This window comes from Gordonia sp. NPDC058843 (assembly GCF_042743165.1).
Lineage (GTDB): Bacteria > Actinomycetota > Actinomycetes > Mycobacteriales > Mycobacteriaceae > Gordonia.
In genome coordinates this window covers 137369-150842 of the sequence record NZ_JBHYNC010000007.1, presented here as the reverse complement: position 1 = coordinate 150842, position 13474 = coordinate 137369, and the positions used below count along the sequence as shown (strand labels likewise).

At 67.3% G+C, this 13474-nt stretch carries 11 protein-coding genes and 1 pseudogene; 8 read left to right on the top strand and 4 right to left on the bottom strand.

The window, feature by feature from the left end:
• The first annotated feature begins 50 nt into the window (after positions 1-50).
• From ACFW3F_RS07785 to atzF, 5 genes are read left to right on the top strand one after another with little or no spacing between them, the layout of a single operon-like run.
• Positions 51-1403: a nucleobase:cation symporter-2 family protein gene (locus tag ACFW3F_RS07785; RefSeq protein ID WP_388055942.1), complete on the top strand. Its 1353-nt coding sequence runs from the start codon at positions 51-53 to the stop codon at positions 1401-1403.
• Positions 1400-2473 (top strand): ring-opening amidohydrolase, encoded by a 1074-nt coding sequence (locus ACFW3F_RS07780; RefSeq protein WP_388055940.1) that lies wholly within the window; start codon positions 1400-1402, stop codon positions 2471-2473. Before ACFW3F_RS07785 ends, ACFW3F_RS07780 begins: the two co-directional genes overlap by 4 nt.
• Positions 2470-3174, top strand: a complete 705-nt coding sequence (locus ACFW3F_RS07775) for a cysteine hydrolase family protein (RefSeq protein WP_388055938.1) — start codon at positions 2470-2472, stop codon at positions 3172-3174. Before ACFW3F_RS07780 ends, ACFW3F_RS07775 begins: the two co-directional genes overlap by 4 nt.
• The gene (locus tag ACFW3F_RS07770) at positions 3171-3896 is read left to right on the top strand and encodes an alpha/beta hydrolase (RefSeq protein ID WP_388055936.1); all 726 of its coding nucleotides are present in this window, start codon (positions 3171-3173) and stop codon (positions 3894-3896) included. Before ACFW3F_RS07775 ends, ACFW3F_RS07770 begins: the two co-directional genes overlap by 4 nt.
• A complete protein-coding gene (gene atzF, locus ACFW3F_RS07765; protein ID WP_388055934.1) occupies positions 3841-5607 on the top strand; it encodes an allophanate hydrolase in 1767 nt (588 codons plus the stop codon). The genes ACFW3F_RS07770 and atzF overlap by 56 nt, the downstream gene beginning before the upstream one ends.
• Here the strand turns inward: atzF and ACFW3F_RS07760 are convergent, their stop codons facing one another.
• The 3 genes from ACFW3F_RS07760 to ACFW3F_RS07750 all read right to left on the bottom strand — a co-directional run bounded on the left by ACFW3F_RS07760 (position 5608) and on the right by ACFW3F_RS07750 (position 8071).
• Complete coding sequence (locus tag ACFW3F_RS07760) at positions 5608-6531, bottom strand: NAD-dependent epimerase/dehydratase family protein (protein WP_388055932.1); 924 nt, start codon at positions 6529-6531, stop codon at positions 5608-5610. It lies immediately after the preceding gene.
• 77 nt (positions 6532-6608) lie between these two features.
• Entirely contained in the window at positions 6609-7328 is a 720-nt protein-coding gene (locus tag ACFW3F_RS07755; RefSeq protein WP_388055930.1) for a sterol desaturase family protein, read from the bottom strand.
• Positions 7328-8071 (bottom strand): FadR/GntR family transcriptional regulator, encoded by a 744-nt coding sequence (locus ACFW3F_RS07750; RefSeq protein WP_388055928.1) that lies wholly within the window; start codon positions 8069-8071, stop codon positions 7328-7330. The genes ACFW3F_RS07755 and ACFW3F_RS07750 overlap by 1 nt, the downstream gene beginning before the upstream one ends.
• A 99-nt stretch (positions 8072-8170) precedes the next feature.
• Here ACFW3F_RS07750 and ACFW3F_RS07745 point away from each other — a divergent pair, with 99 nt between their 5' ends.
• Positions 8171-8617 carry a pyridoxamine 5'-phosphate oxidase family protein gene (locus ACFW3F_RS07745; RefSeq protein ID WP_388055926.1) on the top strand — a complete coding sequence of 149 codons (447 nt, stop codon included), beginning with the start codon at positions 8171-8173 and terminating at the stop codon, positions 8615-8617.
• Positions 8618-8644: 27 nt separating this feature from the next.
• Here the strand turns inward: ACFW3F_RS07745 and ACFW3F_RS07740 are convergent, their stop codons facing one another.
• On the bottom strand, positions 8645-10099 hold the full coding sequence (locus tag ACFW3F_RS07740) for a dihydrolipoyl dehydrogenase family protein (RefSeq protein WP_388055924.1): 1455 nt from the start codon (positions 10097-10099) through the stop codon (positions 8645-8647).
• Positions 10100-10277: 178 nt separating this feature from the next.
• Here ACFW3F_RS07740 and ACFW3F_RS07735 point away from each other — a divergent pair.
• A pseudogene (locus ACFW3F_RS07735) lies at positions 10278-11167 on the top strand (HNH endonuclease).
• 299 nt (positions 11168-11466) lie between these two features.
• Positions 11467-13470: a M13 family metallopeptidase gene (locus ACFW3F_RS07730; protein ID WP_388055922.1), complete on the top strand. Its 2004-nt coding sequence runs from the start codon at positions 11467-11469 to the stop codon at positions 13468-13470.
• The last annotated feature ends 4 nt before the right edge of the window (positions 13471-13474 follow it).

The window sequence follows — 13474 nt, the reverse complement described above, 5'->3', positions numbered from 1 at the left end:
GGTAACGCTAGCTAACGTCGTAGACACGTAGAACGTATACGAATCTTCGTATGCACAAACTCCTCAAGAAACCGGCCGGCTCGACCGGCCTCACGGGATGGTGGCGTACGGGCGTGTTCGGCGCCCAACACGTCATCGTCATGTACACCGGCTGCGTGACCGTCCCCCTGGTCTTCGGCGCCGCTCTCGGCCTCGACAAACAGACCATCGGACTGCTCGTCAACGCCGATCTGCTGATCGCCGGCATCGTCACCATCATCCAGGCCGCAGGCGTCGGCAAGTTCCTCGGCGCACGCATGCCGGTGGTGGCCGGCGCCTCGTTCACAGCTGTCACACCGATGATCCTCATCGGGCAGGAGTACGGCCTCAACGCCGTCTACGGGTCGATGATCGGTGCGGGCATCTTCGCCATCCTGATGGCGGTGCCGTTCTCGAAACTGCTGCGATTCTTCCCACCGGCCGTGCGCGGCGCAGCCGTCACGATGATCGGCCTCTCGCTCATCGGCAAGGCCGTGTCCATGATCTTCGACGACGAGCCTGCCGACGGAGCCCGCCTCTCACTCGCCCTCGGCATCGTCGTCGTGGTGGTGGCGCTGATGCGCTACGGCACGGGATTCCTGCGCCAGGCAGCCGTTCTCATCGCTCTGGTCCTGGGTACCGTTGCGGCCGCACTCATGTCGCTGACCGACTTCACCGGTGTCGGCGACGCCGCCTGGTTCGGCATCCCCGAGCCGTTCTTCTTCGGCGCTCCCACGTTCCCCATCGCCGGGATCATCTCGATGAGCATCGTGATGATCGTGATCTTCATCGAGTCGACCGCCTACATGATGGCGATCTCGGAAACCACCGGCATCGACGCCGACCCACCGCGCATCGCCCGCGGGCTCGCCGCGGACGGCGTCTCGGCGGTCTTGGCCGGAGCATGGACGTCGTTCCCGGACACCATCTTCGCGCAGAACGTGAGCCTCGTCCGGATCACCCGGGTGACGAGCCGGACGGTGGTCGTGGTCGCCGGCGCCCTTCTCATCGTGCTCGCCGTCATCCCGAAGCTCGGTGAGACCATCGCGAGTCTTCCCGGCGCGGTGATCGGCTCGGTCAGCCTGGTGATGTTCGCAACCGTCGCCGGAACCGGGATCAGCACGCTGTCGAAGGTCGACTACCGCGACAACGACAACCTTCTGATCGTGTCTCTCGCACTGGGCGCCGGAATGATCCCGATCGTGTCGAAGGACGTGTACAGCAACTTCCCGGCGGAAGTGCAGATCATCTTCGGCAACGCGATCAGCAGCGCCGTCATCACCGCCTTCGTCCTGAACCTCTTCTTCCATCACCTCCCTCGGCGCGGCGGACGAACGAACCCGCCGGCCACGGACCCCATCGCAGACAAGGAGACAGTGGCGTGACCGGTGTTCGACTACTGACCGTCCCCACCACCGGCCCGAATGACACGGATGCACTGAATGTGCTGTCCGAGAACGGATCGGCGGCCGACGACATCCTCGCCGTCATCGGCAAGACCGAGGGCAACGGTTGCGTCAACGACTTCAGCCGGACTCTTGCGGCCGCCACGTGGGACCCTCGGCTCGCCGCCGAGGCGATCACCGTCTTCTCTGGGGGAACCGAAGGCGTGCTGGCACCGCACGTCAACCTTCTGGTGGCGGACGCCTCCCACGATCCGCGCCACGACCGCGGACTGGTGGCGGCCGTCGGCACGACGCCGGTCATCCCGTCGGACGAGCTGGGCCGCACCGGTCAGATGGAAGCGGTCCGCGACACCGTTGCGAAGTTGCTCGTCGACCTCGACGTCGCCGTGGACGACGTACACCTCGTGCTGGCGAAGTGCCCGCTGCTCACCTCGACCGACATCGCCGAAATGCGCAGCCGCGGCATCGAACCCGTCAGCGAGGACACCTACGAGTCGATGGCGCGTTCGCGGGCGGCCAGTTCCCTCGGCATAGCGTCGGCACTCGACGAGATCGATGACGACACGGCGCGGGCAGCACTCGCCGGTCATCGATCCGCGTGGTCGAACCGGGCATCCGCGAGCGCGGGTGCCGAACTCGACACCTGCCACATCCTGGTGCTCGCCGAGAGCTCGAAGGCATCGAACCCGTTGCGGGCGTTACACACCGAGATGACCGACGCCTACGACCTGGCCGCATTGCAGGAGGCTGCCGCACAGGTGGCCGAGCGGGGCGGACGAATCCGTCAACTGTTCGTCAAGGCGGAGTCGGATCCCTCCGGGACCATCCGGGGTCTCCGGCACACGATGCTGACCGACTCCGACATCAACGCCACCCGCCACGCGCGCGCCGCTGTCGGGGCGCTCGCCGCCGCGGTGAAGGGAGACGGAGCCGTGTACGTGTCCGGCGGCGCCGAACATCAGGGCCGGCCCGGCGGCGGCAGCGTCACCGTCGTCTACGAAATCGATCCCGTGCACATCGCCACTCCGAAGCGAGGAACAGACCGGTGACATCCATCGTCGACGCACATCCCTACCCATGGCCCTACGACGGCGGGCTCGACGTCACGCGGACGGCCCTGCTGCTCATCGACTGGCAGGTGGATTTCTGCGGTCCCGGCGGTTATGTCGACTCGATGGGATACGACCTCACCCTCACCCGCGCCGGACTCGAGCCGACCGCCGCAGTCCTCGAATCCTGTCGCGCGGCCGGGATGTTGGTGGTCCACACGCGGGAGGGGCACCGACCCGACCTCAGCGATCTCCCCGCCAACAAGCGGTGGCGCTCGGCCCGCGCCGGCGCCGAGATCGGTTCCACAGGCCCATGCGGCCGGATTCTGGTCCGCGGCGAACCCGGATGGGAGATCGTGCCCGAGGTGGCGCCCGTTCCCGGTGAGCCGATCATCGACAAACCCGGCAAAGGAGCGTTCTACGCCACCGATCTCGACCTCGTCCTACGATCCGCCGGGATCACGCACCTCATCCTCACCGGGATCACCACCGACGTCTGTGTTCACACCACGATGCGTGAGGCCAACGATCGCGGTTTCGAATGCCTGGTGCTGTCGGACTGCACGGGCGCGACCGACCACAGCCATCACCTCGCCGCGTTGAGCATGATCGCCATGCAGGGCGGCGTCTTCGGGGCGACGGCGACGTCGGGGCAGCTGCTGACGACCCTCGGGTCGGCCGGTGCCGCCGCCCGGTCATGACGACGCCGCGTCGCGCGGTCCTCGTCTGCGGCGTCGCCACCGACCCGCCGGTGTGGGAATCGACCGCCTACGCGCTCGCCGCCATCGGATACGACGTCGACGTCCCGATCCGTCCCCAATCCGGTTGTCTCGACACCGAAGTCGACTTCCTGGCACCACGGTGCGAGGGTGCCGTGGTCTTCGGGGTCAGCGGGGGCGCCACTCTGGGCGTCGAACTCGCCATCCGCGGCGTCGGGATGGCAGCAGGCTTCTTCCACGAGCCTGCGGCCGGATCACTCGTCCCCGGCCTGCTCGATCACGTCGTCGACGCCTTTCGGCGTGAGGGAGTGCACGGATTCGGCCGAGCCCTCTACGGACCGGGGTGGACCACCGCCATGACGTCGGCCGACGATGCCGTCGTCGAACGGGAACTGGCGATGTTCCGTGCGTTCGAACCGCAGGAACCGGTTGCCGATGCAACGTCGGTGACCCTCACGGTAGGCCGGTTGTCGCCGGCCGCACGACACGAATCGGTGAACGCGGTCGCGGGTCGGTGCGGTTTCGGGCGGCGCGTCCTTGCCGGCACCTCGCACGCGGCGCACCTGGACAACGCATTCGTGCCGGTGATCGACGATCTCGCACACTCATGCACCTCTCCGCGCACCGCCTACACAGACAGGGACGACCATGACACCACGGGTCACCGCATTCTTCGACACGCTGGACACCGTCCGCCGCCCTGAGGTGTGGATCGACATCCGCGACCGGGTGAGCGTGACGCGCGAGGCGTCCGCCGCAGCAGGTCCGCTGGCCGGATTGCTGCTGGCGGTGAAGAACAACGTCGACGTGGCCGGTCTGCCGACCACTGCCGGTTGCCCGGGATTTGCCGAAGGGCCTGCGATCGCCGATGCCGAGTCGGTCGCCCGTCTGCGTGCCGCCGGCGCAACCGTCGTCGGGTCGACCAATCTGGATCAGTTCGCGACCGGACTCGTCGGGCAGCGCAGTCCGTTCGGCGGTGTACGCGATGCCCGTCGACCCGATCACGTCTCGGGCGGGTCCAGTTCGGGCTCCGCGGTCGCGGTGGCTCTGGGTCTCGCGGACATCGCGATCGGCACCGACACCGCCGGGTCCGGGCGAGTGCCCGCGGCGCTGCAGGGAATCGTCGGGATCAAGCCCACCCTCGGTGTGGTCTCCGCGCAGGGCCTGGTGCCCGCCTGCCGTTCATGGGATGCGGTCACCATCATGGCCCGCGACCTCGAGACCGCGAACACCGCGATGGCACACATGGCCGGCGGTCCCCGAGCTCGGCCGGTCCCGCACGACGCCCCCCTTGCGGCACCGTCTGACGCACGCGTCGCGATACCCTCGGAGCTGCCCGGTCTGGCGCCGGCCTGGGTTGAGGCGTTCGCCGCCACCGTGGCCCGGCTCCGCGCCGATGGTGTTGCGGTGGAACCGATACCGTTCACCACATTTCTCGAGGCCGCGCGGTTGCTGTACGACGGTGGTCTCGTGGCCGAACGGCACGCCGCGGTCGGCCGGTTCGTGGACGGTCACCGTACCGGGACCGTCGCGTCACCCATCGATCCGACCGTCGGGGACATCATCTCCGCGGCCGGCCGAATCCCCGCGTCTCGGATGGTCCGCGATCTCGAACGTCTCGAAGGCCTCCGGCGGCGCGCCCTGGCCTCGCTCGACGGCTTCGATGCCCTCCTCGTACCGACGGTTCCCGGGCATCCCACGATCGAGGATGTCCGGGCCGACCCCGTCGGCGTCAACTCGTGGCTCGGCACCTACACGAACTTCGCCAATCTCTTCGACATGTCCGGTGTCGCGACACCCGCGGGCATGGTCGGTGGTGCTCAGTTCGGGGTCACCGTGCTGTGCCGCGCCTTCGGTGACGCGGTGGCACTCGACCTTGCCCGGCGCGTGTTCGTAGAGCCCGAATCCGTTGCCGCACTAAGTGCTACGGGCCCACTCGGTCCAACCGGACCCTGGATCGAGGCCGCCGGAGCCACGTTCGTCGATCTCTTCGTCGTCGGGGCTCATCTCCCCGGTCAACCACTCGAGCACGAGCTCACCGGGCGAGGGGCTCGCTACCTGGGCGGCGCTTCCACTTCCCCGGCCTATCGGTTGTACGCCCTGGACACCACCCCACCCAAACCAGGTCTCGTGCACACGAATACCGGCGGTGTCGAGATCGACGGCGGCATCTGGCGCGTACCAGCCGCGGCGTTCGCGTCGTTCGTCCAGGCACTCCCATCGCCGATGGCAGTGGGACCGGTCCAGCTGTCCGACGGTCGTACGACGACTGGTTTCGGTTGCGCTGCATCGTCTGTCGATTCCGCAGTCGACATCACGGAGTACGGTGGCTGGTTGCGTTACCTCAGACGCGAGGTACCTAACCGCACCGGCTCCGTCGCACCCGGCCGGTCCGCTGTCGGAATCTCCGGGTGATCAACCTGGGACGGCGTCGAGTCGGCGCGCCATCTGCGCGTACCCCTCCCACACCGACGCATAGTGCGGCTGCCAGCCACTTGCCGACCGAAATCGCTTGTTGGACACACGGAGCGATCGGGTGAGCGACGTGGTGCGCGCGCCGAGCAGGAGCGCAGCACGACCGGGCCCGGTCACGACCGGATGCCTGCCGACCGCACCGGCCAGGGCAGCCGTGTGATGCCGTTTGGTGACCGGCAGATCGTCGACGATGTTGTATGTGCCGGACTCGGCCCGGAGTGCCGACACCACCGCGTCGGCGGCATCCGCGAGATGGATTGAGGAGACGTAGGCATCGGGCCTACCTGCACGGAAGCCGATCCGCCGCCGCGCGAGCGCCATGAGCTGCTCGCTGTGGGCGGCGCCGGCGCCGTAGAACAGCCCGAATCGGAGCACCACACCGGTGCCGCCGGAACCGGTGAACCGATGGGCCGATGCCTCGGCGGCGTGATTACCTGCCGCGATCGGATAATGGTCGACCGGTGACTCCTCGTCGATCCACTGGTCACCGGAATCGGCATACACCATGGCAACCGATTCCTGCAGCACCCGCGGCACGTCGGCGGCGATGGCCGCATCCACGACCGCTGCCGAACCCTCGCGCCTGATCCGGTGGCACTCCTCCCAGGCCGACAGGCGGACGAACGAGGCCGTCCCGGGCAGTGCCGACGCGAGATTGACGACGGCGGCGCATCCGTCGAAGCCCTCGGCGAGGCCGTTCCGGTCGAACAACGACACGTGCGTCGGAGTCGCACCCTGGGCGCGCAGTGCGGAAGCACCGGCCTCCGAGCGCGCCAGGGCGCGCACCTCATGTCCCGCGGCGACCAACGCGGGCACCGCGTATCCCCCGATGGCGCCCGTACCGCCGGTCACGAAAACCCGCATGCGTCGAGAGTACCCCGGATCAGGGTGCGCTTTGTCCCGGTTACCGGGACAAAACGCAACGTGATGGACTTCTCCGGTCAGTCCGCTGTCCGCGAGAGGGCGTGCAGATCCTTTGCCGTGGATGACTTCTCGACCGACTCGGGATCGGGATAGGTGCGCAGGAGCCGATCAGCGGTGCCTGCGGTGGTGACCGCGAACCAGTAGTGTTCGTTGCGGTAGTGGTGGAAGCGGTGGTTCCGCCACAACCGGCGATAGTAGGAGTGGCGCGGCCGATAGTCGGAGTGGATCAGGTAGTGCGTCCATTCGTAGACCAGTCCGATCGCCGCGAGGGTCATCATGAACGTGAGACCTCGTTCCGCACTGGTGAATACGATGAGCCCGACCACGACAGCCGCAGCAACGACCCCGACCAGCACCTGCCACGGGATGAATACGAGCGGGATGTCCCGGGGATCGGCGTGGTGCTCCCGGTGCTTACGCGCCACCAGCGGGTCGATGCTGATCGGACCCAACCGCTTCGGTCGCCAGTGCAACACGAAGACGTGGATGAGCCACTCCGCCAGCGGGAACACGGCGATCATCACGACAGGAACCAGCAGATCGGCAATGCCCCACCCGCCCAGCCATATCCGCGCCGCGAGCGAGATTGCGAGGAATGCGGCGATCATCCAGGGCGACGGGTGTCGGAGGAACTCGGCGAATGCGTCGCGAAGGCTCGTCGAACGCCGCGACCGCATGCGCCGCTCCTCGGCGGCGACCTGCTCACGAGCCTTGGCGTCGATGTCGTCGGTGGACATCAGCTCTCCTCTCCGGAAGCGGACTCGGCGTCCTCCAGTGCCTGACAGAGCTCGAGTAGGTCTGCGGTCGCGGGCGACAGCAGTGCTCGAGCCGCGGCCTCGGCGCGTTCGGGTTCGTGCGCTGCGATCGCGTCGACGAGCGCGCGATAGCCGTCGATGTTCCCGACCTCCGGCTCCAGCATTGCCGCGAGCGCGGGAACCGCCGGTTCGTACGCTGCGCGGAGCGAGTTGTACATGAGGCGAAAAGCGATGGAGTCGGCCGCGTCGACGACCGTGCTCCAGAACTCGAGAGCCACGACCTGCTGGCCGACCGGGTCGGGTTCGGCAGCGAGATCGGCGAGTATCGCCGTCAAGTTCGCCAGGTGGTCGTCGGTCGCCCGCCTCGCCGCCAGGCCCGCGACTTCCGGGCCGACTGCGGCGCGGGCCTCGACGATCGACCGCGCGACACTCGGCACAAGGGCTCCACCCCGGATCAGCAGGCGCGGCAGCAGATCCAGACCGCCCGTCCGGGCGATGTCCTGAACCCGTGCGCCGTCACCCTGCCGGATGGAGACCAGCCCGGCCGCCGCCACCCGTTTCAGCGCTTCTCGCACGGTGGGACGCGAGACGCCGAGGATGCGCGCCAGCTCCCGTTCGCTGGGCAGCGACTCACCGGCCGGAAGGTCGCCGGACAGCACGCCCTCGACGATCTGGTCGAACACGATCTCGGGAGCGCTCTGCTGGGACACGGGCTCGAACGGCATGCACCGACCGTACGATCAGGAGGCCTGGTGGTCAAGTGGTAAGACCAATCTATTCAGTCAGTGTCGGAATGTTCGGTCGACGCATTGGTTGTACCGACCATGAGTGACACCGCCGCCACCTCATCCGACACCCTGACCGCCGACGACCTCGAGTTCCTCGGCCGCCCCCTACTCGGGTTCTTCTCGACCGCAACCGGTCCCACGCCCCCACAACCCCGACCGGTCTGGTTCGAGGCAACCGCAGAGGGCACGATCCAGCTCTTCACCGGGCCCGATTCGGTGAAGGTCCGGCGTCTCGACGCCGACCCGCGCGCTTCGATCGTGGTGGCCACACCGGTCGAGGAGCGCGAACGCTGGATTTCCGTATCCGGTCCCGCGGTGGTCGAGACCGACAACGAGGCCGCGCGTGAACTCGCCGCCCGACTCGCCGACCGCTATTGGGACCTCGATGACCCCACCCGCGCACAGGACCTCGCCGAGATCCTCGCCGACGACTGGGTGCGGATCGTGATCCGACCGGAGAAGATCCGACGGCTCAGCTTCTGACCAGCGGATCGAGCAACAAGTCGCGACTCACCGCAGCTGATCGAGCAGCCGCAGCCACACCTCGCTGATGGTCGGGTACGACGGGACGGCATGCCACAGCCGCGACAGCGGTACCTCGCCGACGACGGCCACCGTCGCCGAATGCACGAGTTCGGCCGTCTGCGCCCCCACGAAGGTTGCCCCGACGAGGACGTCGCGGTTCGCGTCGACGACGAGACGAGCGTGACCCGAGTACTCGGGATCGGTCAGATACGACCCTGCTACCGAGATGTCCCCATCGGCGATCAGTACATCGATACCGGCCTCGCGTGCTTGCTGCTCGGTCAGCCCGACCGATGCGACCTCCGGCCGGGTGAACACCACCTGCGGTACGGCACCGTGGTCGGAGGTCGCGACGAACCGCGAGCCGTCGAGATCTCGACTCTCCGCACGCGCGGCGATCACCTCCCCCGCCACCCGTGCCTGGTACTTTCCCATGTGCGTCAACGCATTACGTCCGTTGACATCGCCCACCGCGTACAACCAGGGACGGTCTGCCACCGTGAGCTGATCGTCGACACGAAGGGGACCACCCGCCTCGAGCCCCACCGATTCCAGGCCCAGATCCCGCGTCGCGGGCGATCGCCCCGCGGCCACCAGGATCTCGTCGACGACGAGTTCGCCGGCACCCTTCCCGGCGAGCCGCACGGTGGCAGGTCCGCCGTGGACACGTCCATAACCGGTGTCGGCGGCATCGGGACGGTCGACCGACTCGATCGTCGTCCCGAACCGGATGTCGACGCCGCGTGCCGTGAGCGAGTCCGCAATCCGCTGCGGGACGAACGACTCCATCTTGGGTAGCAACCGGTCACCGCGGATGGCCATCACGACCTGGCGTACCCCGAGGTCGAGCAACCAGGTCACCGCCTCGCAGGCGACCACGCCGCCGCCCAGGACGAGGACACGATCCGGCACCTCGACGAGATTCGTCGCGTCGCGGGAGGTCCACGGGAGCGCCTCGGCCAGACCGGGGGTCGGCGGGATCGACGCCGTGCTCCCGGTCGCCACGACCACCGCCTCGCGTGCGGTCACCACGGTGTCGCCCACGGTCACCTGCCGCTCACCCGAGATCCGGCCGTGCCCGCGGATCACGTCGATCCCCGCACTCTCGGCCCACCGCACCTGACCGGCATCATCATGCGTGCCACCGGATCCGTCGCGACGTCCGGTCACGGTGTCCCGCCACCCGAGGACACCGGACGCATCGGGAAGTTCCCCACCTACGCGTTCACGCGCCCCCGCCAGCGCACGAGCTTCCTCGAGCGCCGACCCGGGACCCAGCAGCGCCTTGCTCGGCATGCACGCCCAGTAGGAGCATTCACCACCCATGAGCTCGTGCTCGATGATGACAGCGGTTCGATCGCTGCCCCGTATCGCGTAGTCGGCGACATTCTCGCCCACCGGACCGCCGCCGATCACGACCACGTCGAAGGTTGATTCCATTGGTTCAGCGTAGGTCGGATTCGTGCCTGCGGTCGGCGAGTCCGCGGACACGCACTCGAGTCGACCGCGACTCCTCCTCGGGCAGCAACAACCCGGTAGGCGGCGACCCACGCCGCACGCGGCCCCGAGGCGGTCTGCGATCTCGCCAGTTGGGACGGATCGCTCACTTCGGACCGATATTCGATACGGGCGTGACGGGCGTTCACCATTGGTGTCGACCGCGCGCGAGACCATCCCACCCACCGACGACCCCACGGGTAAAGCAACATTCGACGCCCTCAGCACGCTGCGACTGATCCGCAACATCGTCGATCACCAGATCGTCACCCACACAGCACAACTCGACGAACTCGGAGTCGCACAGAAGGCGGGCGGCACCACCAAGAACATGCTGATCGAGATGGGACTGGTCCCCGCAGCGGCCCTCCGCGTCATGCGAAGCGTCGACAATCTACCCGCGCTGCCCGCACCGGCCCGGCATGCCGCCGACGGCCGCCTGTCCGCGGAAGTCGTCGACGCCATCATCCGAGGCATGAACCACATCGAGAAACGTTGTTCCGAAGCGCTTTCCGAGCAGGACAAGGCGCGCACGAGATCGAACTCCTTGGCCAAGCACTGTCCGGCGCCACGCCGACGCAACTACTCGCCCACGCCCGCACCATCGCCGATACCACCGACACCGCCACCCCCGCCGCCGACGACCGACGCGCCGCCGATCCGGCCAGCCTGCCGTGGACCGGATCGGTCAGCCAGGCAACCGCGAGACAGCTGTCGTGCGACGGGACACTCACCGAGATCGTCCTCGACAGCGAAGGCGTTCCTCTGCAGATGGGGCACACCCACCGACTGTTCCCGGCACATCTGCGCAAAGCCGTGATCGTCCGCGACAGGTGCTGCATCAAATGCGTTGCACCGCCGTCACATACGCAGGTCCACCACCACGGATGTGACATCATCCTCGGTCTCGACCGTCACCCCTGGCTCATCCCACCCGCCACCATCGACCCACAACGACGACCGCTACCCGCCTACAACCGACGCAGCTTGCGACTCGACAACGCCGCCTGACCACAACGCACTTCGCGCAGCACCTTCCGCACCCGACTCATGCCCGGGACCGCATCTGTTCCTCGACAACTCCACAGTGACACCACCCACTCCGGCCCGGCCGTGGTGACCGGGCGGCGAAGGTTCAGCAGTGGGTATCGCTCGGCGTGACCTATTGCTGAACCGCGGCGGAATGCAGCCGCGACTTGACGCATATCGCTGATCGTTGCGCCTGTTTCCGGGCTCGTGCAGCATCGCCAGGGTTTCCGCGATTTCGCCTACGGCGGAGGCGGCTGACGAATCGCCGATCCGGTGACAGGATGGAGCGCGTGACTGCATCGAATACTGACCTCGACTCCGGACTCGACCTCGAGTGGGTCGACGATTCCGTCCGCATCCAGGATGATCTGTTCGCCCATGTGAACGGTAAGTGGCTCGAGTCCCATGTCATCCCCGAGGACCGCTCGGTCGACGGCGCCTTCCACGTCCTGCGCGACAACTCCGAAGAACACGTGCGCGACATCATCACCGAGTGCGCCGCGTCGAGTCCGGAGAGCGGCTCCGACGCGCAGAAGATCGGTGATCTGTACGCCTCGTTCATGGACACCGACCACATCGAGGCCCTCGGCATCGGCCCGATCACCGGCGAACTGGAGAAGATCGCGGCCATCGACTCCGTCGAGGCATTCGCCAGGCGGGTCGGCCGGCTCCAGCGTCACGGCACAGGTGGCCTGTTCGGCTACTACGTGGACACCGATGCGAAACAGTCCGACCGCTACCTGGTGCACCTGACGCAGTCGGGCCTCGGACTTCCCGACGAGTCGTACTACCGGGAGGACAAGCACGCCGAGACCCGGACGGCGTATGTCGCGCATGTCGAGCGCATGTTCGCGCTTGCCGGGTTCGACGACGCGGCCGCTCGGGCAGCGGTGATCCTCGACCTCGAGACCGCGATCGCCGGCCGGCACTGGGATGTGGTTCGGCGACGCGATGCCGAGCTCACCTACAACCTCATGTCGCTGAGCGAGTTGGCCTCCACCGCTGATGGATTCCCATTCAGCGAGTGGTTCGGCGGATTGGGCACCAGCGGCGATGCCACCTTCGCCGAGGTCGTCGTGGCGCAGCCGTCGTTCGTGTCGGGTGTCGGCGAACTCGTCACCACCCGCCCGCTCGACGAGTGGAAGACGTGGCTGACCTGGCGCCTGCTGCGCTCGGCGGCGCCGTACCTGTCGTCGTCGTTCGTCGATGAGAACTTCGACTTCTACGGCCGCACCCTCACCGGCGCGGAGACGAACCGTGACCGGTGGAAGCGCGGCGTCGGGTTCGTCGAGGGTGCGATGGGTTTCGCGGTCGGCAAACTCTATGTGGCCAAGCATTTCCCGCCCGAGGCCAAGGCTCGGATGGACGAGCTGATCGCCAACCTGGTGGAGGCCTACCGCCGCAACATCTCCGACCTGCCGTGGATGACCCCGGAGACCCGGGAGAGGGCCCTGGTCAAACTCGGCAAGTTCAACCCGAAGATCGGGTACCCGGCGAAGTGGCGGGACTACAGCTCGCTGACCGTCGACCGCGGCGACCTCATCGGGAACGTGGCGCGTGCCTCGTCGTTCGAGCAGGATCGCGAGTTCGCCAAGATCGGATCGCCGGTCGACCATGACGAGTGGTTCATGACGCCGCAGACGGTCAACGCCTACTACAACCCCGGCATGAACGAGATCGTGTTCCCGGCCGCGATCTTGCAGCCACCGTTCTTCGATCCCGACGCCGACGACGCCGTCAACTACGGCGGTATCGGCGCGGTCATCGGTCACGAGATCGGGCACGGGTTCGACGATCAGGGCGCCAAGTACGACGGCGACGGCAACCTGGTCGACTGGTGGACCGACACCGACCGCACCGAGTTCTCCTCGCGGACACGTAAACTCATCGACCAATACGGTGAGTTCACTCCGACCGGACTCGATCCCGAGCACAAGGTCAACGGCGACTTCACCATCGGTGAGAACATCGGCGACCTCGGCGGGTTGTCCATCGGTCTCGTCGCCTATCAGATCGCGAACGAGAGCGCGGAGGGCACGGCTCGGCCTCCGGTCATCGACGGCCTGACCGGGACCCAGCGCGTGTTCTTCAGCTGGGCACAGATCTGGCGGACCAAGACCCGGGATGCCGAAGCCATCCGCCGCCTCTCGATCGATCCGCACTCGCCGCCGGAGTTCCGGTGCAACGGCGTGGTCCGAAACATGGACGCGTTTCACGACGCCTTCGAGGTGAAGCCCGGGGACGCCCTGTATCTGGACCCGTCCGAGCGCGTCCGGATCTGGTGAACGC